The organism is Microbispora sp. NPDC004025 (assembly GCF_053604425.1).
In genome coordinates this window covers 282,275-305,281 of record NZ_JBSGHN010000010.1, presented here as the reverse complement: position 1 = coordinate 305,281, position 23,007 = coordinate 282,275, and the positions used below count along the sequence as shown (strand labels likewise).

Below are 23,007 nucleotides of genomic sequence, written 5' to 3'. Positions count from 1 at the left end.
GAGGAGCGGGAGGAGAAGGCATGACCCGGCCCATCGCGGGGACGCCGAGCCTGCTGCGCGCGATCAACGACCGCGCCGCGCTGATGGTCCTGCTGGAACGCGGTCCGCTGACCCGGCCCGAGCTGGGGGCGCTGACCGGCCTGTCCAAGCCGACCGCCTCCCAGCTGCTGTCTCGGCTCCAGGAGGCCGGTCTGGTCGTCCTGGACGGCATCCGCGAGGGCCTGCCGGGCCGTACGGCGGAGCTCTACCGGATCAACCCCCGCGCGGCTCACGTGGCGGCGCTGGACGTCACCCCGGCGCGCATCGCCGTCGCGGTCGCGGACGTCACCGGCGCGGTCGTCGCCGAGCACCGCCTGGCCACCCCCGGGCGCACCGGCGGCGACGTGGTGGAGCGGGTCCGGGCCGCCCTCGCGGGGGCGTGCGGCCCGGCCGGCCTCGACCCGACGGAGCTGAGCCGGGTGGTCGTCGGCATCGGCGGCGCCGTCGACCCCTCGACCGGCCGGCTCGGCTACGCCGCCCACATCCCCGGCTGGCACATCCCCGACCTGATCGGGACCCTCCGCGACGGGATCGGCGTGCCGATCGACGTGGAGAACGACGTCAACCTCGTCGCGCAGGCCGAACGGTCCCGGGGCGGCGCCCGCGGCCACCAGGACTACGTGCTGCTGTGGGCCGACGAGGGCATCGGCGCGGCCCTCGTCATCGGCGGCCGCCTGCACCGCGGCGCGACCGGCGGCGCGGGCGAGGTCGGCTACATGCCCGTGGTCGGCGCCCCCACCGCGCGGGACGTCGGCAGGCGGGCCAACCACGGGTTCCAGGCGCTGTCGGGCGGCCCGGCCGTGCTCGCCCTCCTGCGCGCGCACGGCGTGCGCGGCTCCACCGCTGCGGGCGCCGTATGCAACGCGGTCGCCGCGGCGAGACGCGGCGGCGCGGACGGCGAGAGCGCGCGCGAGGCCCTGCGCGACCTGGCCGGCCGTCTCGCGCTGGGGCTGGCCGCGATCACCGCCGTGGTCGACCCCGAGATCGTCGTGCTGTCCGGCGGCGTGCTGCTGGCGGGCGGCGAGGTCCTGCGGGGGACGGTCGAGCGCGAGCTGCACGCGCTGACCATCCCCCGTCCCCGCGTGCTGCTGTCCGCCCTGGAGGGCAACCCCGTCCTCGCCGGGGCCCTCGACCTCGCGCTCGGCGCCGTACGCGAGGAGCTGTTCGGCCCTGTGAACGGCGCGGTGAACACATCCCCTTCTGTGCGCTAGGAGGCACCCCCCATGAAACGCCTTCTCCTCGTCTCCGCCACACTGTCCGCCACGGCCGGGCTGGCCGCGCTCACCGCCTGTACGGCCGGCACCGAGAGCGCGCCGCCCAAGGTGCCCCAGAGCGGGGCGAGCCACGACCCGGTCACCATCGAGTTCTGGCACGGCTTCAGCGCCGACAACGAGCTCAAGGCCTTCGACGAGACCCTCGCCGGCTTCCAGAAGAAGTTCCCCTGGATCACGGTCAAGGCGACCAAGGCCGTCCAGGACAGCCAGATCCTCCAGTCCGTGCGCGGCGGCAACCCGCCCGACGTGGCCCTGTCGTTCACGACCGACAGCGTGGCCGAGTTCTGCAAGGCCGGGATCTTCCAGGACCTCAACCCCTACCTGAAGGCGAGCGGCATCGACCCGGCGTCGCTGTTCCCGAAGGTGATCGCCGAATACACGCAGTATCAGGGCAAGCGCTGCGTGATGCCCATGCTCGCCGACGCGTACGGCCTCTACTACAACAAGACGCTCATGCAGGGCCACCAGCCCCCGAAGACGATGGGCGAGCTGGCCGACCTCGCCAAGAAGCTGACGGTCAAGGACGACAAGGGCGACATCAAGGTCGCCGGGTTCGTCCCGACCAGCCAGATGTACGAGAACGCCCCCATCCACACCGGCGTGATGGTCGGCGCGAAGTGGACCAACCCCGACGGCACCTCGGCCATCGGCTCCGACCCGCAGTGGAAGAAGCTGATGACCTGGCAGAAGGACCTCACCGACTGGTACGGCTACGACAAGCTCGAGAAGTTCCGCAAGAGCTTCGGCGACGAGTGGTCGGCCGAGAACCCGTTCACCACGGACAAGGTCGCGATGGCCGTCGACGGCGAGTGGCGCACGGCCATGCTCGCCGCCGACGCCCCGGACCTCGACTACGGCACCGCGCCGCTGCCGGTGGCCGACGACCAGCCCCAGCGGTACGGCGCGGGCTACATCACCGGCACCGTCATCGGTGTCCCGCGCGGCGCCAAGCACGCGGAGGCCGCCTGGGAGCTGGTGAAATACCTCACCACCGACACCGGCACGCTCGTCACGCTCTCGAACGCGATCAGGAACGTGCCGAGCACGCTGCCCGCGCTCCAGTCGCCGGACCTCAAGAAGGACCCGAACTTCCAGACCTTCCTCGACGTCTTCGCCAACCCCAACAGCACCACGCTGCCGGCCCATGTGAACTCCGTCTTCAACCAGCAGACGCTGCAGGAGGCGCAGATCAAGTGGGAGTCGGGCCGCGCGTCCGACCTGGACGCGCTGCTCGCCGAGGTCGACAAGAAGATCGACGAGAAGCTCAAGCTGACGGCGGGCGGCTGAGCCGATGCGCGGGAACCTGCGTGCTTTGCTCTACCTGTCCCCCTGGCTCGCCGGGTTCGCGATCCTCTTCGTCTACCCGCTGGTGTCCACGGTCTACTTCTCCTTCCAGCGCTACGACCTGTTCACGCTGGAACCGGTCGGGCTGCTCAACTGGGAGTACTTCCTCAAGGACCAGGCGGCCTGGACGGCGATCCGCAACACCCTGTGGCTCGTCGTGGTGATGGTCCCGCTGCGGGTGCTGTTCGGGCTCGGCGTCGCCCAGCTGGTGACCCGGCTGAAGGCCGGCGTGGGCGTCTACCGCACGATCTTCTACCTGCCCGCCCTGGTGCCGCTGGTGGCCGGGACCCTCGGGTTCGTGTTCCTGCTCAACCCCGGCACCGGGCCGGTGCACGCGATCCTGTCGGCCGTCGGGCTGCCCGCGCCGGACTGGTTCGGCGACCCGGCGTGGTCGAAGTGGGGGCTGACCCTGCTCGGCCTGTGGTCGGTCGGCGACCTGATGGTCATCTTCATGGCCGCCCTGCTCGACGTGCCGAAACAGCTCTACGAGGCCGCCGCCATCGACGGCGCGAACGGCTGGCGGCAGTTCACGTCGATCACGCTGCCGGTGATCCGGCCTGTGCTGATGTTCGCCCTGGTCACCGGAGTGATCCAGACGCTGCAGTACTTCACCCAGGCCGAGGTGGCCGCGCGGGTCGCGTCCGGGGCGACCGACTCGGCCGGGTCGGTCTTCACCCCCGGCTACCCCGACCAGTCCACGCTGACGTTCCCGCAGTGGCTGTTCCAGCAGGGCTTCCGCGACTACGCGATGGGCTACGCGTGCGTGCTCGCGCTGGTGCTGTTCGCGGTGGCGATGGTGTTCACGCTCATCCTGCTGCGGCAGTTCCGCTTCACGGAGGAGGAATCGTGACCCGGACCGCGCTGCTGTGGGTCGCCCGGCACGCGCTGGCCATCGCGCTCGCGCTGATGTTCCTCGGCCCGCTGGTGTTCATCGCGCTCACGGCCCTGATGAGCGACCGGCAGGCGCTCACCTCCGACCTGTGGCCGCACACCTGGAACTGGGGCAACTTCGCCGAGATCTTCGCCAAGGCGCCGCTGCTGACGTGGATCCGCAACACGCTGCTCTACTCGCTGCTCGCCACCGCGTTCATGCTGGTGTCGTCGATCCCCGTGGCGTACGCGCTGGCGCGGTTCCGCTTCCGCGGGCGGCGGCTGGCGTTCCTGCTGGTGATCACCACGATGATGCTGCCGCCGCAGGTCGTGGCGGTGCCGATCTACCTGATCTGGGCCCGCTTCCACCTGACCGGCACGCTGTGGCCGCTGATCCTGCCGATGCTGCTCGGCGACGCGTTCTCGATCTTCCTGCTGCGCCAGTTCCTCGTCACGATCCCGCGCGACTACTCCGACGCGGCGAAGGTCGACGGCTGCGGCGAGTTCCGCACGCTCGTGCGGGTGATCCTGCCGATGGCCCGCCCGGCCGTCGCCGCCGTGGCGCTCTTCCAGTTCTTCTACTGCTGGAACGACTACTACGGGCCCCTGCTGTACGCGGGGACCGACCTGGACAACTGGACGCTGTCGTTGGGGCTGGCGGCGTTCCGGTCGGTGCACCGCGTGCAGTGGAACCTCACGATGGCCGCCACCCTGCTGGCCATGGCCCCGGTGATCGTCGTGTTCTTCTTCGCCCAGAAGGTCTTCATCGAGGGCGTCAAGCTGACGGGAGTCAAATGAAACTGGCCGTTGTCGGGGGCGGTTCCACGTACACACCGGAGCTGATCGACGGTTTCGCCCGCCTGCGCGGCGAGCTGCCGCTGTCGGAGATCGCGCTCGTCGACCCCGACGAGCACCGGCTCGCGACGGTCGCCGGGATGGCCCGGCGGATGCTCGCCCGCGCCGGGCACCCCGCCGCGCTGACCACCGCCACCCGCGTGGAGGACGGCGTCGCCGGGGCCGGGGCGGTGCTGCTGCAGTTGCGCGTCGGCGGCCAGGCCGCCAGGAACGTCGACGAGACCCTGCCGCTGGAATGCGGCTGCGTCGGGCAGGAGACCACCGGGGCCGGGGGTCTCGCCAAGGCCCTGCGGACCGTGCCGGTGGTGCTCGGCATCGCCGAGAAGGTGCGCGCGCTCGCGCCCGGCGCGTGGATCGTCGACTTCACCAACCCCGTCGGCATCGTCACCCGGGCGCTGCTCGACGCCGGCCACCGGGCGATCGGGCTGTGCAACGTGGCCATCGGGTTCCAGCGCCGATTCGCCGCCCTTCTCGGCGTGGCCCCCGAGCGGATCACGCTCGGCCACGTCGGGCTCAACCACCTCACCTGGGAACGGTCCGTCCTGCTCGACGGCGCCGACGTGCTGCCCCGCCTGCTGGACGAGCACGGTGAGGAGATCGCCGAGTCCGTCGGCCTGCCGGTGGAGCTGGTCCGCCACCTGCGCGCCGTGCCGTCGTACTACCTGCGGTACTTCTACGAGCACGACCGCGTGGTGGCCGAGCAGCGGACCTCGCCGTCGCGCGCGGCCGAGGTGGCCGCGATGGAGGCGGAACTGCTGGAGATGTACGCGGACCCGGCGGTGGACACCAAGCCCGCCCTGCTGGACAGGCGCGGCGGCGCGTACTACTCCGAGGCCGCCGTCGCCCTGGTCGCCTCGCTCGCCGGCGACCGCGGGGACGTCCAGGTCGTCAACACCCGCAACAACGGCACGCTGCCGTTCCTCGACGACGACGCGGTGATCGAGGTCCCGGCCGCCGTCACGGCCGCGGGCGCCGTCCCGCTGCCCGCCGAACCGGTGGAGCCGCTCCACCGGGGCCTGATCGCCCACGTGTCGGCGTACGAGGCGCTCGCCCTGGAGGCGGCCCTGCACGGCGGCGAGGACCGCGTCAGGGACGCCCTGCTGGCCCATCCACTGGTCGGCCAGGCCTCCCTCGCCGACGACCTGGCCGCGCGCCTGGTGGAGGCCAACCGCGCCTTCCTGCCCTGGGCGGTGTCGAGGTGACCCTGCCGCGTACCGTGCTGGCGGTGGACGGCGGCAACAGCAAGACCGACGTCGCCCTCGTCCGCGAGGACGGCACGGTGCTCGCCGCCGCGCGCGGGCCCGCGTTCCTGCCGCAGAGCGCCGGGGCCGCCGCCGCCGTCGACGTGATCGGCCGGACCGTGCGGCGCGCCCTCGCCGGCGGGACCGCCGCGCCGCCGTACGCCGACCACGTCGCGGCGTACGTCGCGGGCGCGGACCTGCCCGCCGAGGAGGAAGTGCTGCGGGCCGAACTGCTGGCCCGCGGCTACGGCGCGAGCGTGGTCGTGGGCAACGACACCTTCGCCCTGCTGCGGGCCGGATCGTCCACCGCATGGGGCGTCGCCGTCGTCTGCGGCGCCGGCATCAACGCGGTCGGCGTCTCCCCCACCGGGCGGGTCGCCCGGTTCCCGGCGCTCGGCCGCCTCAGCGGCGACTGGGGCGGCGGGCACCACCTGGGCGAGGAGGCGCTCTGGCACGCCGTGCGCGCCGAGGACGGCCGCGGCCCCGCGACCGCGCTGACCGAGGTCGTGCGCGCCTGCTTCGGCGCCGCCACGGTCGAGGAGGTCGTCGTCGGGCTGCACTTCGGCGACCTGCCGGCCGACGGGCTGCACGCCCTCGTGCCGCCCCTCCTGGCCGCCGCCGCGGACGGGGACGCGATCGCCGGGTCGCTGGTGGAGCGGCAGGCCGAGGAGATCGCGCTGCTCGGCGTCGTCGCCATGCGGCGGCTCGGCCTGCTCGCCGCGCCCTGCGAGGTCGTGCTCGGCGGCGGCGTGCTGACCGCCCGCCATCCCCTGCTGACGTCGCTGGTCGAACGGCGCTACGCCGAGCGCGCGCCGCTCGCCCGGCTCGTCGTGACCGGCGTGCCGCCGATCGTGGGCGCCGCGCTGCTCGGCCTCGACCGCCTCGGCGCGCCCCCCGAGGCGTACGCCCGGCTGCGGGCGCACTTCACGGAGGGGGACGGCGCTCAGCCGGTCACGTCGCCGTCCGGCTCCTTCTCGATCACCGGGGACCGGTAGTCGTAGGGCGTGCTGAGGACGACGGTCGTGCGCGTGCTCACGTTGGCCGACGCGCGGATCTGCTGGAGGAGCTCCTCCAGGGCGAGCGGAGAGGCGACGCGGACCTTGAGGATGTAACTTTCATCGCCCGCGACGCTGTGGCACGCCTCGATGGCGGTCAGATGGCTCAGCCGTTCCGGCGCGTCGTCCGGCGCGGAGGGGTCGATCGGCTTGATCGAGACGAACGCGGTCAGCGGAAGACCGATCTCGTCGTAGTCCACGAGAGCGGCGTATCCGCGGATGACACCGCGCTTCTCCAGCCTGCGTACCCGCTGGTGAACCGCGGAGACCGACAGTCCGGTCTCCTTGGCCAGATCGGTGAAGCTCATCCGGCCGTCAGTCGCCAGCAGGGTGACGATTCGGCGATCGATCTCCTCCACGCCAGCAACGGTAGCGGCGGCGGGACCCTCCCGGGGAATCGTCACCGGACGGCCTTCCCGCGAACGTCCCCGCCCGTCCGCACGTTGATGACAACACCGGTGCCGTGACCTACGCTGAAAAAGCTCCTCTCCGGTACCCTCCGGCGCGCGCCCGATACCCAGGAGGAAACGGTCGTGAATGACGGTCGAATTGGAATCCCCGATTTGCGGGACGTGTCGCTCGCGGAATTGACCGCGGACGCGGACGGCGCCGTGAACCGCCTGGTGACGCATGTGCTCGGGGAGACGGAAACGACCGGGACGGCGGTGTTCAATTCGGCCATCTGACGGCGTCGCGCCGCCTTTGGTCACCGAATACGTCCTCAAGATCCACAGCCGCTGCGATCTGGCCTGCGATCACTGCTACGTCTATGAGCACGCGGACCAGAGCTGGCTCCGCAAGCCGCGGGCGATCGGCGGGGCGACGGTGCGGTGGGCGGCCAGGCGGATCGCCGAGCACGCGGCCGCGCACGGTCTCGGCGGGATACGCGTGGTGTTGCACGGCGGCGAGCCCCTGCTGCTCGGGGCCGCGAAGCTGCGTGAGGTCCTGGCCGTGCTCCGCTCCCGCCTCGATCCCGTGTGCCGGCTCGATCTGCGCCTGCACACCAACGGCGTGCTGCTCGACGAGACGCTGTGCGCGCTCTTCGACGAGTACGCGGTGCGCGTGGGGGTGTCCCTCGACGGCGACCGCGCGGCCAACGACCGGCATCGCCGGTTCGCGGACGGGCGGAGCAGTCATCCCCACGTCCGCCGCGCCCTCGAACTGCTGAGGCGGCCGGAGTACCGGCACCTCTACGCCGGGCTGCTGTGCACCGTCGACCCGGCCAACGACCCGATCGCGGTCTACGAGGCGCTGCTCGCCGAGTCGCCGCCCAGCCTCGACCTGCTCCTCCCCCACGCGACCTGGGATCACCCGCCGCCCCGGCCCGGTGGGGGCACGCCGTACGCGGACTGGCTGGGACGCGTCCACGCCCGGTGGGCCTCCGACGGCCGTCCGGTCGCCATCCGCCTGTTCGACTCGATGCTGTCCGCCGCGTCCGGAGGGCCCAGCCTGGGCGAGTCCGTGGGCCTCGACCCGGTGAACCTGCTGGTGATCGAGACCGACGGCGGCTGGGAGCAGGCCGACTCGCTGAAGACGGCCTTCGACGGAGCTCCCGAGACCGGGCTGAACGTGCGCACGCACGCGGTCGACACGGTGGCGGCCCTTCCCGGCCCGGCGGCCCGGCGCGGCGGACTGGCCGCGCTGTGCGAGACGTGCCGGTCCTGCGAGGTGGTCAACGTGTGCGGCGGCGGCCTGTACGCGCACCGTTACCGCACGGGGAGCGGCTTCGCCAATCCCTCCGTCTACTGCCCGGACCTCAAGGCGCTCGCCGGTCTCGTCGTTACGGACGCCGGCCCCGCCGGCAGAGCCGCCCACACGCTGTCCCCGGCCGCCTTCGACTCGCTCGCGCGGGGCCCGGGCGATCCCGCCGCCGTGGCGGCGCTCGCGCAGGCCGGGCTGTCGCTGACCAGGGCGCTGGTCGCCCGCGTCGCCTCCGGACTGCCGGACGGAGCAGGCGAACTGGAGCAGGCGGCCAGGGAGGGCCTGACCCTGCTCACCCGCGTGGACCTCGAACGGCCGGCGGCCGTGGCGGAGGTCCTCGCCCATCCCTGCACGGCCGTGTGGGCGTCGCGCTGCCTGCGTCCGCCGCGCGCGGCCCGCGGCACGCTGGACCTCGCCCACCTGGCGGGGATCGCCGCCTCGGCCGCGCTGCACGCCGGAATGGATGCCGAGTTGCCGCTCCCCGTCCGGGACGGCTCCCTGCACCTGCCGGCTCTGGGCGTGCTCCGGCTGGGGCGGCGGCCGGGCCGTACGGTCCGCGTCTCGCTCTCCTCCCGGGGGCTGTTCGCGGCCGGACGGCGGGTCACCGGACAGGACCCGCGCTGGCTGCCCGTACGGTCGGCCGCGTTCGGTGACCGCACCGTTCTCGTGGACGACCTCGACGCCTTCCGCGGCCGGTCCGGCTGGCGTCCGGCGGGCCGTCTCACAAGCAGCCACTGGGAGGGCTGGAGGACCTGTCTGGACGGCGCGGGCAAGCGCCTGGAACAGGACACTCCCGCCTACGCCCGCGCGCTCGGGGCGGGGCTGCGGGCCGTGGTGCCGCTGCGCCCCGGGCCGCCCCGCCGGCACCGCGCGGGCGGCCTCCGGCATCCGCTGGGCGCGGTCGGGCTGCCGCCGCCGGGCTCCGGAGGTCTCGAGGTCGCCCTGCTCCGCGAGTTCCAGATCGCCAAGCTGGACGCGCTGACGACCCTGCACGGCCTCGTCGAGAGCACCTCCGAGGCCCCCGGCCGGATCCTCCGGGAGGCCTACGCAGGGCTGGCACAGGCGGAGCTGTGGCGCGTCACGCCCGGCGCGGACGCCCGGGACAGGTTCGGCGGGCTCAGCGCGGGGATCCGCGAGGCGATCGGCGCCCTCACCGCCTCCGGATCCCTGACACCACACGGCGTCCGGTTCGTCGCGGGCATGCGCGCGACCGTCGACGCGTGGGCCGGGGACTGACCCCGCGAACCCCGGAAGTTTTCCCGGAAAGCTGGTTACCATCAAAGCGATATAAGAAGGCGGGGTGTAGCGGGTTGGGCGAACAGGCTTTCGCCGATCTTGATCCGCGGGCGCCGCTCTTCTTTATGAGTTACGCGCACACCGAGAAGAACACGCCGCCGGGCTCCAACGAGCTCGCCATGCGATTCTTCAATGATTTGTGCGTGGACCTGGCGGTATTGGTGCCCCGTATTCCGGGCGCGCCGTACGGTTTCATCGACAGGTCGATGGGCGGCGGCGAACGCTGGGAGGGCGAGTTGCTCGACGCGCTCGGAACCTGCCAGGTGTTCATCCCCCTGCTGATGGCTCCGTACATGCGCAGCGAGTGGTGCGCCATGGAATGGCACGGCTTCTCCCGCCGGCGGGTCGTGCGGCTGAACCACTCCGCCTCGGTTCGCCAGACCTGCATCCTGCCGATCATCTGGGCGCCGGCGCCGGGCGGCTTTCCCGAGATCGTCGGGTCGGTCGAGCGGTTCGCGGGTGAGGACGACCTGCACATCTTCGCCAAGGAGATCGCTCTGTACGAGGCCCACGGCGTTTTCGGACTGCGCCGGCTCGGCAAATCGAACGAGTACCACACCGTGGTCTGGCTCCTGGCACAGCGCATCCAGAAGATCCTCATGCACCATCGCGTCGAGCCGCTCGCGCTCGACGTGAGGACACTCGGCACCACCTTCGAGGAGCCGCGATGACCGACACCACCCGGAACGCCCCCTGGGAGCGGCATGGCGGCTACTTCTTCCTCAGCTACGCCCACTCGCCTCCCCTGCCGGGCAGTTCCGGCGCCGATCCCGACCAATGGGTCCGGCCGTTCTTCCGCGACCTCAACACGGCCGTGCGGGCACTCGCCCGCCGCGACCTCGGCGTCTCACCGGGCTCCTTCGACCAGGACGTCCGCGCCGGCACGGACTGGAAGGCGTGGCTGTCCCGCGCCCTCGGCTCCGCGGAGGTCTTCGTCGCGCTGTACTCCCCCGGGTACTTCGCCAGGTCCTGGCCCGGACGTGAGTGGGCCTGCTACCGGCAGCGGATGGCCGACGCCGGGGTGGCGGATCCGCTCACCCGGATCGTCCCCGTGCTGTGGGCGCCGCTGCCCGACGGCGCGGACCGGGCGGAGCTGCTCCAGCTCGACGCCGACCCCGTGCCCGGCTACGCGGAGCACGGCCTGCGCGCGCTGCTCAAGATCGCTCCGATGCGCGGTTCGTACCACGCGGTGCTCCAGCGTCTGGCCCGGCGGATCGTCGAGCTCGCCGAGGGATCGCCCGTCGGCCCCTCCGAGATCGCGGACATCACGGCGGCCGCCAGCCCGTTTCCCTCCGCCGAGGCCCACCCGGTCTTCGAGGTGACCGTGGCCGCGCCGGCCCTCGCCGCCCTCCCCGCGGGCGCCGACCCCCGCCGGTACGGGACCAGCCCGTGGCTCTGGCGGCCGTTCCCGGACGAGCAGGAGCTCTCCCTGGCCGAGTACGCGGCCGGCGTCGCCGAGCGGCTGGAGTTCGCGGCCGTGGTCAGGGACGTCCTGCGACCCGAGACGGAGCGGCTGCCCGGCGTCGCGCTCATCGACCCCTGGTTCGTCGCGGACGAGGACGCCGCGGGACGGCTGGACACCTTCGTCCGGGACCTACCGCCCTGGGTGGTCCCTCTCCTGGTGCCCGATCCCCGCGGGGGTGAGCGTGCGGACCGGCTCGCCGAGCGGACCAGGGCGCTACTCGACCAGGCCGGAGCGCTCCGTACGGAGTCGGCCCGCGAGGCCGTCGCCGGCGTCCGCTCCCTGAAACATTTCGCCTCGATCATGCCGCGCCTGGTGGTGGAGGCCGAGCGGCAGTACTTCCGGCACGGTCCCAAGCCCGACCCGGACGACGTCGCGTCGCCGCGGCACCGGCTGGCGGGCGGGCCCGGGCCGGGCACCCTCACTCCGCCACCGGACACCCTCGGCGAGGAGACACATGGCTGACATGGACGACAGCAGGCAGCCGCGCAGCCGCGACGGCCAGATCGTCACGTTCTATTCGTACAAGGGCGGCACCGGGCGCACGATGGCGCTGGCCAACGTCGCGTGGATCCTCGCGTCCAACGGCAAGCGCGTCCTCGTCGCCGACTGGGACCTCGACTCCCCCGGCCTCTACCGGTTCTACCAGCCGTTCATCGACATCTCGATCGCGAGCGAGCCCGGCATCGTGGACCTGATCCGCAGCTACGAGTGGGCGGCGCGGCGCGCCCTGCCGGCCGAGGGGAAGCCGGCCGACGCGCGGGCCCAGCTCCGCAGGGTGATCCAGGAGCAGGCCCGGGTGCGGCCGTACGTCTTCTCCCTCGACTGGTCCTTCCCCGACGGCGGCGTCCTGGACTACCTGCCCCGAGGCCGGCAGAACCTGGACTACACCCGCACGGTCAGCGCCATGGACTGGGACCTGTTCTTCGACGTGCTGCACGGCGCCGACTTCTTCGACGAGCTCCGCGCGGACATGAGGCGCGACTACGACTACGTCCTCATCGACAGCCGCACGGGGCTGAGCGACGTCGCCGACATCTGCACCATGCACCTGCCGGACGTGCTCGTCGACTGCTTCACGCTGAGCAACCAGGGCATCCTGGGCGGCGCCCAGGTCGCCAGGACCGTCCAGGAACGCATGCTGTCCAGGGACATCCGGATCCTGCCCGTCCCGATGCGGGTGGACCAGGCGGAGATGGACAAGATGGAGGTCGGCCGTGCGTTCGCCTTCCATGCCTTCCGTGGCCTGCCCGCCGGACTGAACGAGGCCGGGCGGCAGGAGTACTGGTCCGCCGTCGAGGTGCCTTACCAGGCGTTCTACGCCTACGAGGAGATTCTGGCCGTCTTCGGCGACCCCCCGGGCAAACCCGGATCCCTGCGGTCGGCGTACGAGCGGCTCACGGCCAGGCTCACCGACGGCGCGGTCACCGCCATGCCCTACCTGGACGAGGCGGTGCGCCTGCGCACGCGGCAGCGGTTCATCCGCAAGCCCCCCAACGAGATCCTGCTGGACTACCTCCCCGAGGACCAGGCGTGGGCGGAGTGGATCGGCGGCGTCCTCACCGCGGCCGGCCTCACGGTCCGCGACCCGCTGGACGAGCCCGACCACGACCAGTGGAGCGAAAGCCTGGCGTCCGTCCTCGCCGTCGTCACCCCGGCGTACATCAGGAGGGTCCGCGGGACCCTGTCCCCCCGGCAGCCCGCCTACGCCCTCTACACCGCGAGCGTACGGCCCGTGGCCCCGCTGTCGTCCGCCACCGCGGCCTTCCTCGCCGGCCTGCCGGAGGACGAGGCGGTCGCACAGCTTCTCGAGATGGTCGACATGGGGGCCCCGCCACCCGCCCGGACGCTCGGCGCCCGCTACCCCGGCGCCGCACCGCGGATCTTCGAGGCCCCCGCCAAGAACAAGCTGTTCACTGGCCGGGAGGACATTCTCCGCCACATCCGCGACGAACTGCGCGAGAACGGCAGCGCCGTGATGCGCCCGCTCACGATCCTGGGCAGCGGCGGCATGGGCAAGACCCAGATCGCGATGGAGTACGCCCACCGCTTCGCCGCGGCGTACGACCTGGTGTGGTGGGTGGACTGTGAGCAGCCCCAGTTCGTCGACGCGTCGCTGGCCGACCTGGTCGCCCGGATGCGCGGTCCCGCGGCGGCCGGCCCGGCGCTGACCTCCGCCGAGGTCGTTCCCGCCGTCAGGCAGGCGCTGGGGCAGGGGGAGTTCGCCCGGCGGTGGCTGCTGGTGTTCGACAACGCCGACGACATGGAGCACGTCACCCGCTTCCTGCCCGGAGGCAGCGGTCACGTGCTGATCACCTCACGCAACCGGGAGTGGGAACAACGGTCCCACGCGGTCCAGGTCGACGTGTTCAGCCGGGAGGAGAGCGTCGCGCACCTGCTCCGCAGGGTCGGCGAGGCCCGCATCAGCATGGCCGAGGCGGGCAACGCCGCAGAGGCTCTGGGTGACCTCCCCCTGGCGGTCGCCGCCGCCGGCGCCTGGCTGGCCGAGACCGAAATCTCCGTGGACGCCTACCTGGACCAGCTGAGGGCACAGCCCCTCCGGGCGATCTCGCGGAGCAGGCTCGCCGAGTATCCCGAGTCGTTGTCGAAGGCGTGGGACATGTCTCTGCAGAAGCTGCGGGACAGGTCCGCCGCCGCCTCCCGGCTGTTCGAGCTCTGCTCGGTGATGGCTCCCCGCATCGGCCTCGACCTGCTCAAGTCCCGGGCCATGGTGGAACTGCTGCGGCCGCTGGACCCGACGCTCGCGGAGCCGCAGGACATCACCATCCTGATCCGGGAGCTCGACCGGCTGGCTCTGATCAAGAACGACACCCCCGCCCAGCGCATCCATGTCCACCTCATGCTCCAAGCGGTCGCGCAGGAGCGGATGACGGAGGAGGAACGCGAGGCGGCCCGTCTGGATGTGCAAGGGGTGCTCGCGGCGGCCCGGCCGGAGAAGGACGTCGACGACCCGGCGAACTGGCCCAAGTACCAGATGATCTGGCCCCACCTGGAGCCCGTGGGTGCCGTGTACTCCGGCCAGGAGGCGGTTCGCACACTGCTCATCGACCGTCTCCGCTACATCTGGCTGCGCGGGGACCTGCCGCAGGCGGAGGAGTTCGGCAGGAGGACCGCGGCGGTGTGGGAGGACATGCTCGCGGCCGAGACGGACCCGGACGCCGCGGCCCGGCTCGAGCGGCAGTTGCTGCACCTCAGATTCAATCTCGGCAACGTCATCCGCAGCCTGGGCCGTTTCGGCGAGGCCCGGGCGATGAACGAGAGCACCCTCGCCGAGCAGCGGCGTGTGCTGGGCAACCACCGCCACACCCTGCTGACCGCCGGCAGCCTCGCGGCGGACCTGCGGGCCCTGGGCGACTACGCCGGCTCGCTCGACATCGAGGAGGAGACCTACCGGACCTGGCGCGCGATCCACGGCGTGGAGGAGCCGGGCACCCTGGCCTCCGGAAACAACCTCGCCGTCTCCTACCGGGTCAACGGCAGGTTCCGTGAGGCGCTGCAACTCGACGAGGAGACCCTGACGCAGCGCCGCTCAGTGCTCGGCACCGCCCATCCCTTCACCTTGTTCAGCGCGGTCAACCGGGGCCGCGACCTGCTGGAGGCCGGTGACTACGACGCGGCCGCCGCGCGCATGGCGAAGACCGCCGCCGAATGCGCCGAGCATCTGGGCAGCGGTTCGCCCGTCAGCATGAACGCCCAGGTGGTGTACGCGATGGCGCTGCGGGCCACGGGAGCGATGGAAAGCTCGGAGGAGAGGTTCCGGGAGGCCTGGACGCAGCTGCGCCGGCGCTTCGGGGACGACAGCTTCGACACGCTCACCTGCCGCCTGGGCCGGGCGGTGACCTTGCTGGGACTCGACCGGGCCGACGACGCCGTGAGGGAGATCGAGGAGGTCCTGGGGATATACCGGAGCCGCCTCGGCGAGGATCATCCCCACACGCTCGTCTGCCGGCTCGACCTCGCGAGCGCGCTCCACCAGCGGGGCGACCAGGAGAAGGCGCTGACGGAGGTCAGAGCCGCCGCCGACGGCTTCTCGGCGAGGCTCGGTCCCGACCACCCCTATCATCTGGCCGCGAAGGCGGCCGAGGCGGCGATGCTGGCCGACGCCGGCCGGCTGGAGCACGCCGCCGACATACAGAAGGACACCCTGGACCGGATGAGCAGGTCTCTGGGGCCACGGCATCCCGACACGCTGCGGTGCCAGGCGAACCTGCTGCTGGTGCGCGAACGCCTGGGGGCGGCGGACGCCGCCGCCGAGCGCGAGACGCTCCTCGGCCAGCTCGCCGCGGTGCTGGGCGACGACCATCCGACCGTCACGACGCTGCGGGCAGGGCGGCTGGTGGGCCGCACGCTGGATCCGCAGCCCTTCTGATCAGGGCGCGAAACCCGTCCCGGCCGAGGCGAACCGTGTTCGCGCGGCCGGGTCCACCATCCAGGCGAGAACCTGCGGCAGCACCTCCACGGCGCCGAAGTGCGCCACCCCCGGCTCGACCCTGAGTGTGGCGTGCGCGATCTGGTCGGCCAGCCACAGCGTGTGCTCGACCGGAGAGAACATGTCGTCCGCTCCGTGCCAGAGCAGGACCGGAACGGAGATGTCGGACAGCTCGAACTTCCAGGGCCGGCGCGCGCCCAGCACGTCGTCGATCCAGCCGTCGGGCCCGCGCCGCAACGCCTCCGCGTACGTGTCGATCAGCAGCCGCCGGATGCCGACGTCCTCGATGACCCGGCGGTCGGAGCTGGTCAGCTCGGGCAGGAGGAACCTGAGCAGATACTCCGGATCATGCAGTATGTGGTCTGTGCGCTCGGTCAGGTCGGCCTCGACCGCCGAGACGTCGTCGTCGGCCGAGGTGTACTCCTCGACGTTGGACCTGGTCATCCCGGCGAACCAGTCGAGATCCGGCGCGTCCGCCGGCGCCAGGCCGACGAGGACGGCGGCCCGCTCCACCCGGCCGGGCAGCAGCGCGGCACAGGCCAGAGCGTGCGGGCCGCCCCCGGATCGGCCGACGACGCCGAAGACGCCGAGGCCCAGCGCGTCCGCGATGGCGCTGACGTCGTCGGCGCTGTCGGACACCGTGCGTCCCGGTCGCCGGCTGGATTCTCCGTACCCCGGCCTGTCGTAACAGATCAGCCGGACGCCGAGCCGCTGCAGGACGACGCCTCGAGGGCGGGGGCCGTGACGGCTGCCCGGTGTGCCGTGCAGCAGGAAGACGGGCTTGCCGTCGGGCGCCCCGATGCAGTCCACCGCCAGGGCACCGCCGTCGGCAGCAGGGACCAGCTGCGTCAACTTAAGCCTCCAGAAGGGCCCGCATGGCACCGCCCCCGGAAGCAGCGTAAACCGCGGAGGACGAACGCGACTATAGCTACCACCGTCACTGCCGCGATCGCATCCCCGACATGCCGGGTGGGTTGACCCGTTACCAGGAAGCGCGCGTCAGTCCACGACGACCAGGTCCCTGGTGGTGTGGTTCATCCGCTCGCCGGCGGTCTCGCCGCAGACGACGATGTCCTCGATCCGGGCGCCGTGCCGTCCGGGCAGGTAGATGCCGGGCTCCACGGAGAACGCGAACCCCGGCCGCATCTCCTCGGCGTTGCCCGCCACGATGTACGGCTCCTCGTGCGTCTCCAGGCCGATGCCGTGACCGGTGCGATGGATGAAGTACTCGCCGTACCCCGCCTCCGCGATCACCTCGCGGGCGGCGGCGTCCACCGACTCACAGCTCACGCCCGGCCTCACGTGGGCGCAGGCGGCCTCCTGGGCACGCTTGAGCACCTCGTAGTACGCCGTGAACTCCGCCGGGGGCTCGCCCACGCAGTAGACCCGGGTGGAGTCGGAGCAGTAGCCGCTCGGCATCGTGCCGCCGATGTCCACCACGACGGGCTCGCCGGGCCGGATGACGCGGTCGCTCAGTTCGGCGTGCGGGCTGGCGCCGTTCGGCCCCGAACCCACGATCACGAAGTCGACCCGCGCGTGCCCGGCGTCGATGATCGCCTCCGCGATGTCCTTGCCGACCTCCCGCTCGGTGCGGCCGGCCTTGAGGAACCGGGGCACCAGGTTGTGCACGGCGTCGATGGCCGCCCCCGCTTCCGCCAGCGCCGCGGCCTCGGCCGGCGACTTGCGCATGCGCAGCTCGCGCAGGACGCTCCCGGCCAGCACCTGCTCGGCCCCGGGCATGGCGGCCCGGAACCGCAGCGACTGCATCGCCCACATCCGGTCGGCCAGCCCGACCCGGGCGACCTGGCCCAGCCGCCGGGCCACCTCGGCGAACGGGTCGTCGGTCTCGTCCCACGCCACGAACTCGACGCCGAGCCGGGAGGCCGGCGAGTGCTCGGCGGCCGGCAGTTCCAGGCGCGGCACCATGAGGAACGGCTCGCCGGACGCGGGCACGACGAGGCAGGTCAGTCGTTCCAGCGGCAGGGCGTCGTAGCCGGTCACGTAACGCAGGTCGGGGCCGGGCGTCAGCAGCAGCGCGTCGAGACCGGCGCGGCCGACGGCCTCCCGTACGGCTGCCGGGCGGGTCGTGGGATACAGGTCGGAAGGTTCCTGGGACATCGTCGTCACGCGACCTAATCTAACGAGCGCAGGCTCCCGCGACACACACAGGTGCTTGTACCACAGCCGCCACGCGGGCGAGCTTCGCGGGGCTCTGGCTTATTCCACGGCATAGAAGAAAAGCAACCCCTGGGTGATGCAGGACTGCTACGCTCCGCGTCAGGACAGTCACAGAACGTCCGAACTGCACGTGCACGAGCACCATCGAGAGCGAGACAAATGGTCGGCGTAGTGGGCGGCACAAGGCCGGCCCTTCCCCCCGCGGACGACCGCGACCCGGGCACGACGCCCGGCGCCGCCCCCGTCGGCACCCTTCCGGTCAAGAACATCGGCGGACGGCGGTGGGCGGAGCGGCGGGAACGAGCCGTCGAGGAGCGCCGCGTCACGCTGGCATTGCGGGAGGCGATCCTGCCCGAGCCCGGCGCGTCGATCGACCTGCCCTACGCCCGGATCGCCGTGCGGTACGTCCCGGCGGGCCGTGCGTCGAGCCTCGGGGGCGACTGGTACGACGCCGCTCCGCTGCCCGACGGCCGCATGTTCCTCGCGGTGGGCGACGTGTCCGGGCACGGCCTGCCCGCGATCGCCGAGATGGCGCAACTGCGGCACGCGCTGCTCGGCCTGAGCATGACCGGAGCCTGCCCCGGCACGCTGCTGACGTGGCTGAACACCATGGTCCTCACCCGGCTGGACGACACCACCGCGACCGCGGTGTGCGGCCACTTCGACCCGGCGACCCGCCTTTTCACGTGGGCACAGGCGGGTCACCCCGCCCCGATCCTGGTGCGCCGCGGGGGCGCGCGCCAGCTCGGGGCACCCCGGGGCGTCGTGCTCGGGGCGACGTCGAGCGTGCCGTACGGGGTGGCCGACGTCCGCCTCGAGCCCGGCGACCTGCTGCTGATGTTCACCGACGGCCTGGCCGAGCGCCGCTCGCGCGACATCGGCGCGGGGGTGTCCCTCATCGTGGAAGCCGCCGTGGCGACCGGCCTCGGCGTGGCCGGAGCTGATCTCGACGCGGGCCTCGACGGCCTGCTGGAGGCGATCGGCGGCCCCAACCCCGAGGACGACACCTGCCTGCTGGCCGTCGCGGTCACCGGAGAGTGCCCACCGCACTCCTGACAGGCGTGACAATGGCAGTGTGCTGATGCTTCTCGACACCCCGTCGCTGTACTTCCGCGCCTTCTACGGGGTCCCGGAGTCGGTGACCTCGCCGGACGGCATGCCGGTCAACGCGGTGCGCGGGCTCCTGGACATGATCGCCACTCTGGTGCGGCAGCACTCCCCCGCCCAGATCGTGGCGTGCATGGACGCCGACTGGCGGCCGGCGTTCCGGGTGGCCGCGATCCCGTCGTACAAGGCGCACCGGGTCGCGAGCGGCGACGAGGAACAGGTCCCGGACACGCTGGCCCCGCAGGTTCCGGTGATCGAGGAGGTCCTGGACGCGCTCGGCATCGCCCGCGTCGGCGTCGCGGGCTACGAGGCCGACGACGTGATCGGGACCTACGCGACCGCCGCGACCTCCGCCGTGGACATCGTGACCGGCGACCGTGACCTGTTCCAGCTCGTGGACGACGAGAAGCCGTGCCGGGCCCTTTACACAGTACGGGGCATTCGTAACCTTCAGATCATCGACGAGGCGTTCGTCCGCGAGAAGTACGGCATCCCGGGCCGGGCGTACGCCGACTTCGCGACGCTGCGCGGCGACCCGAGCGACGGCCTGCCCGGCGTCGCCGGCATCGGCGAGAAGACGGCGGCGGCCCTCGTCACGCGCTTCGGGTCGCTGTCCGCGCTGCTCGCCGCCCTGGACGACGGCGGCGCCGACGGCTTCCCCGCGGGCGCCCGCAACAAGCTCGCCGCCGCCCGCGACTACCTGGAGGTCGCCCCCCTCGTCGTCCGGGTGGCCCACGACGTCCCCATCCCGGACGTCGACGTCTCCCTGCCCGCCGCGCCGCGCGATCCCGAGCGGCTGGTCGCGCTGTCGGAGAAGTACGGCCTGGACAGCCCGCTCAACCGCCTGCTCGCCGCGCTGGCCTGAGCCCCGCCGCCCTGAGCCCCGCCGCGCGTGAGGCTCTCATCGGTGGCTGCGGTGGGCGGTCTCCGGGCCCACGACACGGAGGAGCTCCAGAGCCTCGACGCTCCTGGAGCCGGGCGGCGGCGTGAACAGGCGGAGGCGCTGATCCGCGGCCTGTGTCTGCAGCATCTCGTAGTCGAACTCGATGGGCCCGACGGACGGATGCGTGACGCGCATCCGGCTGGCGCGGCGCACGGCGACCTCGTGCCGCTGCCACAGGGCGGCGAACTCCTCGCTCGCCGCCCCGAGCCGGTCGATCAGGGAGCTCGACGGCCGGTCGTAGCCACGACGTGTCGCGGCGGCGCGCAGGTCCGCGACGTGCAGGCGGCCGAGGCGGTCGCGCTCCTCGGCGGGGTACGGCTCGCGCACGGCCGGGTCGGTGAACCAGCGCCACACGATGTTCCGGTCGGGTTCCGCGACGGTGCACACGCATCCGAACAGGGCCTCGGCCAGGGCGTTCTGCGCGAGCAGGTCGCCGAGGTCGGTGAGGAGCTGGGCCGGCGTCTCGCCCAGCCGGTCGAGGAGGTAGAGCAGACCGGGACGGACGTGTTCTCCGGCGCGCGCCCCTTCGGGTGGGCGGTGGCCCGCCAGCAGGAAGAGGTGATCCCTTTCGTCCTCGGCCAGCCGCAGGGCCCGGGCGAGTGCGGTCAGCAGCTGGGCCGACGGCTGGGAGCCGCGCGCCTGCTCGAGCCGCATCACGTAGTCGGCCGACACCCCGGCCAGCTGGGCCACCTCTTCACGGCGCAGGCCCGGCGTGCGGCGCCTGGGTCCGGCGGCCAGACCGACCTCCTGCGGCCGGAGCCGCTCGCGGGAACGGCGGAGGAAGTCGGCCAGCTTGGTCCGGTCCATCTTCATGTCATCCATCCTGAGCGCCCCGGCTCCCTTCCTGTCCCGCGCACGCTAGGAGAGCCGGTCCTAGGGAACCCTCTCCCCTCCTCATCGCCGCACGCTCCTGGCAGTGTCTGCGGCATCCGGCGACGAGGACGGGAGACGGACATGAGAGAGATCACGGTGGGCACGGCGCGCGTGCCGTACCGGGTGACAGGCCAGGGCCGCCCACTGGTGCTGGTGCATGGGGGCAACCCGGGCTCGAAGTCCTGGGACGGCGTGGCCGGGGCGTTCGCGGACACCAGCACGGTGGTGCTGCCGGATCTTTCCGGCAGCGACGCGGCGCGCGACGACGGGGGCGCGCTCACGATCGAGCTGCTCGCCGAGCAGCTCGCCGCCGTGATCGATGATCTGGGACAGGGGCCCGCCGACGTGGCCGGGCACTCCATGGGCGCCCTGGTGTCCGCCGCGCTCGCCGCCGTCCGGCCCGACCTGGTCCGCGGCCTCGTGCTGGTCGCGGGCCTGGCCGGGCCGGGTGACGAGTACTTCCGCAACGCGCTGACCCTCTGGCGGGATCTCGCCGGTGATCCCGCCGCTTTCGCGCGGTACACGATGCTGATCGCCTTCAGCCCTGAGCATCTGAACTCCATCGGCCGGGCGGCCGTGGAGGAGCTCGCCGCCGCCTATCGGGCCAATGCCGACAGGCTCCGGCAGATCGATCTCGCCCTGCGGATGGACGTCCGCGGCCTGCTGCCGCGGGTTCAGGCGCCGACCCTGGTGATCGGATGCGCCCGCGACGCGCTGGTCCCCGTGCAGAACACCCGCGAGCTGGCCGCCGCCATCCCGGGGGCCTCGTACGAGGAGCTGGACAGCGGGCACATCGCGACGGCCGAGCGGCCGGAGGAGCTCGTGGCGCTCGTCCGCGACTTCATCGGCGGAAAGCCTGGAATGTCCGCACTCGGGTAGGTTGATCGCGTGCCGCGCACGATGATCCGCTTAGACGACACGGCGAACGGGCTCCGCGACGGATTCGCCCGTATTCGCAGCGACTTCGACCTGCCGGATGGTTTCCCCGCCCCGGTGCTGGAGGAGGCCGAGCGGGCCGCCGCGTCCCCCGTCACCCCCGGGGTGGACCGGACCGATCTGCCGCTGGTGACCATCGATCCGCCCGGCTCGATGGACCTCGACCAGGCGCTGTGCATCGAGCGGCGCGGGGCGGGCTACCGCGTCTGGTACGCGATCGCCGACGTCGGGGCGTTCGTCCGGCCGGGCGGGGCGATCGACGGTGAGGCGAGGGTGCGCGCGCAGACGGTCTACATGGCCGGCGAGCGGGTGCCGCTGCACCCGCCGCTCCTGTCGGAGGGCGCGGCCAGCCTGCTGCCCGGACAGGTCCGCCCGGCGGCGCTGTGGCGGCTCGACCTCGCCTCCGACGGGGAGATCGAGGCGGTGGACCTGCGCCGGGCCCTGGTACGCAGCCGTGAGCGGCTCGACTACGACACCGTCCAGGCGGCGGTGGACACGGGCCGGGCGGAGGGGACGCTCGCGCTGCTCGCCGAGGTGGGGCCGCTGCGGCTGGAGCGGGAGCGGGCCAGGGGCGGGCTGTCGCTGCCGACCCCGGAGCAGCAGGTGGTCCCCGACGGGGACGGCGGCTATCGGGTGGAGTTCCGCACCAACCATCCCTGCGAGGCGTGGAACGCCCAGATCTCGCTGCTCACCGGCATGGCGGCGGCCCGGATGATGCTGGGCGCGGGCGTCGGCGTGCTCCGGGTCCTGCCCGAAGCGGGCCCGGAGGACGTCGGCAAGGTCCGCAGGGTCGCCGCCGCGCTCGGCGTGCCCTGGCCCGACGGCGTGTCGTACGCCGAGGTCGTGCACGGGATCGATCCGAAGATCCCGGGCCATGCCGCCTTCCTGCACGAGTCGACGGTGCTGCTGCGCGGCGCGGCCTACGCCGCCTTCGACGGCGCCCCTCCGGCGCGGGCGCTGCACGCCGCCATGGGCGCGCCGTACGCGCACGTCACCGCGCCGCTGCGGCGGCTGGTCGACCGGTACGCCACCGAGGTCTGCCTGGCCGTGGCCGCGGGCGACCCGGTCCCCGAGGAGGTCACCCGGGCGCTGCCCGGCCTCCCGGAGCAGATGGCCGCGGGCGGCAGGCGGGCCGGCGGGGTGGAGCGGGCGTGCGTGGACCTGGTCGAGGCGGCCGTGCTGCGGCCCCGGATCGGACAGGTCTTCGAGGCCGTCGTCATCGACGTCACCGACGGGAAACCGGGCGGGCAGGTGCAGATCGCCGAGCCCGCCGTGATCGCCCGGTGCGACGGCGACCGGCTGCCGCTCGGCGAGCGCGTCCCCGTACGGCTCACGCGCGCCGACCCCGCCACCCGCGAGGTCCGCTTCACCGCCGCCTGAGCC

At 72.6% G+C, this 23,007-nt stretch carries 19 protein-coding genes; 15 read left to right on the top strand and 4 right to left on the bottom strand.

Annotated elements, in window-relative coordinates:
* Window positions 1-20: 20 nt before the first annotated feature.
* Genes ACWEQG_RS24975 through ACWEQG_RS24950 form a run of 6 tightly spaced genes read left to right on the top strand, consistent with a single transcriptional unit; the run spans window position 21 to window position 6,618 of the window.
* Window positions 21-1,250, top strand: coding sequence for an ROK family protein (locus ACWEQG_RS24975; protein ID WP_452288184.1), 1,230 nt, complete (start codon window positions 21-23; stop codon window positions 1,248-1,250).
* 12 nt (window positions 1,251-1,262) lie between these two features.
* The gene (locus tag ACWEQG_RS24970; RefSeq protein WP_452288182.1) at window positions 1,263-2,600 is read left to right on the top strand and encodes an ABC transporter substrate-binding protein; all 1,338 of its coding nucleotides are present in this window, start codon (window positions 1,263-1,265) and stop codon (window positions 2,598-2,600) included.
* Between the two features lie 4 nt (window positions 2,601-2,604).
* A complete protein-coding gene (locus tag ACWEQG_RS24965; RefSeq protein ID WP_452288180.1) occupies window positions 2,605-3,507 on the top strand; it encodes a carbohydrate ABC transporter permease in 903 nt (300 codons plus the stop codon).
* Window positions 3,504-4,325 (top strand): carbohydrate ABC transporter permease, encoded by an 822-nt coding sequence (locus ACWEQG_RS24960; protein WP_363472115.1) that lies wholly within the window; start codon window positions 3,504-3,506, stop codon window positions 4,323-4,325. The genes ACWEQG_RS24965 and ACWEQG_RS24960 overlap by 4 nt, the downstream gene beginning before the upstream one ends.
* Window positions 4,322-5,584, top strand: a complete 1,263-nt coding sequence (locus ACWEQG_RS24955) for a family 4 glycosyl hydrolase (protein WP_452288178.1) — start codon at window positions 4,322-4,324, stop codon at window positions 5,582-5,584. The genes ACWEQG_RS24960 and ACWEQG_RS24955 overlap by 4 nt, the downstream gene beginning before the upstream one ends.
* Window positions 5,581-6,618, top strand: a complete 1,038-nt coding sequence (locus tag ACWEQG_RS24950; RefSeq protein ID WP_452288177.1) for an N-acetylglucosamine kinase — start codon at window positions 5,581-5,583, stop codon at window positions 6,616-6,618. The genes ACWEQG_RS24955 and ACWEQG_RS24950 overlap by 4 nt, the downstream gene beginning before the upstream one ends.
* On the opposite strand, the gene ACWEQG_RS24945 is transcribed toward ACWEQG_RS24950, so the two are convergent.
* Complete coding sequence (locus tag ACWEQG_RS24945; protein WP_452288175.1) at window positions 6,567-7,037, bottom strand: Lrp/AsnC family transcriptional regulator; 471 nt, start codon at window positions 7,035-7,037, stop codon at window positions 6,567-6,569. The two genes, ACWEQG_RS24950 and ACWEQG_RS24945, sit on opposite strands and share 52 nt — an antisense overlap.
* Before the next feature lie 174 nt (window positions 7,038-7,211).
* Here ACWEQG_RS24945 and ACWEQG_RS24940 point away from each other — a divergent pair, with 174 nt between their 5' ends.
* The 5 genes from ACWEQG_RS24940 (at window position 7,212) to fxsT (ending at window position 15,527) form a co-directional block, all read left to right on the top strand.
* Window positions 7,212-7,364, top strand: a complete 153-nt coding sequence (locus ACWEQG_RS24940; RefSeq protein ID WP_452288173.1) for a hypothetical protein — start codon at window positions 7,212-7,214, stop codon at window positions 7,362-7,364.
* Window positions 7,365-7,380: 16 nt separating this feature from the next.
* On the top strand, window positions 7,381-9,615 hold the full coding sequence (locus ACWEQG_RS24935; protein ID WP_452288171.1) for an FxsB family cyclophane-forming radical SAM/SPASM peptide maturase: 2,235 nt from the start codon (window positions 7,381-7,383) through the stop codon (window positions 9,613-9,615).
* A gap of 74 nt (window positions 9,616-9,689) precedes the next feature.
* A complete protein-coding gene (locus ACWEQG_RS24930) occupies window positions 9,690-10,346 on the top strand; it encodes a TIR-like protein FxsC (RefSeq protein WP_363464525.1) in 657 nt (218 codons plus the stop codon).
* A complete protein-coding gene (locus ACWEQG_RS24925) occupies window positions 10,343-11,602 on the top strand; it encodes a TIR-like protein FxsC (RefSeq protein ID WP_452288169.1) in 1,260 nt (419 codons plus the stop codon). The genes ACWEQG_RS24930 and ACWEQG_RS24925 overlap by 4 nt, the downstream gene beginning before the upstream one ends.
* A complete protein-coding gene (fxsT, locus tag ACWEQG_RS24920; RefSeq protein ID WP_452288167.1) occupies window positions 11,595-15,527 on the top strand; it encodes an FxSxx-COOH system tetratricopeptide repeat protein in 3,933 nt (1,310 codons plus the stop codon). Before ACWEQG_RS24925 ends, fxsT begins: the two co-directional genes overlap by 8 nt.
* On the opposite strand, the gene ACWEQG_RS24915 is transcribed toward fxsT, so the two are convergent.
* Together ACWEQG_RS24915 and ACWEQG_RS24910 are read right to left on the bottom strand one after the other, a co-directional pair.
* Window positions 15,528-16,439 (bottom strand): alpha/beta fold hydrolase, encoded by a 912-nt coding sequence (locus ACWEQG_RS24915; RefSeq protein ID WP_363464530.1) that lies wholly within the window; start codon window positions 16,437-16,439, stop codon window positions 15,528-15,530.
* A gap of 147 nt (window positions 16,440-16,586) precedes the next feature.
* Window positions 16,587-17,705, bottom strand: coding sequence for a M24 family metallopeptidase (locus ACWEQG_RS24910; RefSeq protein WP_452288217.1), 1,119 nt, complete (start codon window positions 17,703-17,705; stop codon window positions 16,587-16,589).
* Between the two features lie 231 nt (window positions 17,706-17,936).
* On the opposite strand from ACWEQG_RS24910, the gene ACWEQG_RS24905 reads away from it, so the two are divergent.
* Both ACWEQG_RS24905 and ACWEQG_RS24900 read left to right on the top strand, forming a co-directional pair.
* Window positions 17,937-18,821, top strand: coding sequence for a PP2C family protein-serine/threonine phosphatase (locus ACWEQG_RS24905; protein ID WP_452288165.1), 885 nt, complete (start codon window positions 17,937-17,939; stop codon window positions 18,819-18,821).
* Between the two features lie 25 nt (window positions 18,822-18,846).
* Window positions 18,847-19,737 (top strand): 5'-3' exonuclease, encoded by an 891-nt coding sequence (locus tag ACWEQG_RS24900; RefSeq protein ID WP_452288215.1) that lies wholly within the window; start codon window positions 18,847-18,849, stop codon window positions 19,735-19,737.
* Between the two features lie 36 nt (window positions 19,738-19,773).
* Here the strand turns inward: ACWEQG_RS24900 and ACWEQG_RS24895 are convergent, their stop codons facing one another.
* Complete coding sequence (locus ACWEQG_RS24895) at window positions 19,774-20,628, bottom strand: helix-turn-helix transcriptional regulator (RefSeq protein WP_452288163.1); 855 nt, start codon at window positions 20,626-20,628, stop codon at window positions 19,774-19,776.
* Between the two features lie 141 nt (window positions 20,629-20,769).
* Between ACWEQG_RS24895 and ACWEQG_RS24890 the strand changes: the two genes are divergently transcribed.
* Window positions 20,770-21,567 carry an alpha/beta fold hydrolase gene (locus ACWEQG_RS24890; RefSeq protein WP_452288161.1) on the top strand — a complete coding sequence of 266 codons (798 nt, stop codon included), beginning with the start codon at window positions 20,770-20,772 and terminating at the stop codon, window positions 21,565-21,567.
* 9 nt (window positions 21,568-21,576) lie between these two features.
* Window positions 21,577-23,004, top strand: a complete 1,428-nt coding sequence (locus ACWEQG_RS24885) for an RNB domain-containing ribonuclease (protein ID WP_452288159.1) — start codon at window positions 21,577-21,579, stop codon at window positions 23,002-23,004.
* The last annotated feature ends 3 nt before the right edge of the window (window positions 23,005-23,007 follow it).

Coding starts and splice junctions, on each gene's coding strand:
- ACWEQG_RS24910 (WP_452288217.1), bottom strand. CDS start 17,705: ATGTCCCAGGAACCTTCCGACCTGTATCCCACGACCCGCCCGGCAGCC.
- ACWEQG_RS24965 (WP_452288180.1), top strand. CDS start 2,605: ATGCGCGGGAACCTGCGTGCTTTGCTCTACCTGTCCCCCTGGCTCGCC.
- ACWEQG_RS24975 (WP_452288184.1), top strand. CDS start 21: ATGACCCGGCCCATCGCGGGGACGCCGAGCCTGCTGCGCGCGATCAAC.
- ACWEQG_RS24890 (WP_452288161.1), top strand. CDS start 20,770: ATGAGAGAGATCACGGTGGGCACGGCGCGCGTGCCGTACCGGGTGACA.
- ACWEQG_RS24955 (WP_452288178.1), top strand. CDS start 4,322: ATGAAACTGGCCGTTGTCGGGGGCGGTTCCACGTACACACCGGAGCTG.
- ACWEQG_RS24895 (WP_452288163.1), bottom strand. CDS start 20,628: ATGAAGATGGACCGGACCAAGCTGGCCGACTTCCTCCGCCGTTCCCGC.
- ACWEQG_RS24925 (WP_452288169.1), top strand. CDS start 10,343: ATGACCGACACCACCCGGAACGCCCCCTGGGAGCGGCATGGCGGCTAC.
- fxsT (WP_452288167.1), top strand. CDS start 11,595: ATGGCTGACATGGACGACAGCAGGCAGCCGCGCAGCCGCGACGGCCAG.
- ACWEQG_RS24900 (WP_452288215.1), top strand. CDS start 18,847: ATGCTTCTCGACACCCCGTCGCTGTACTTCCGCGCCTTCTACGGGGTC.
- ACWEQG_RS24970 (WP_452288182.1), top strand. CDS start 1,263: ATGAAACGCCTTCTCCTCGTCTCCGCCACACTGTCCGCCACGGCCGGG.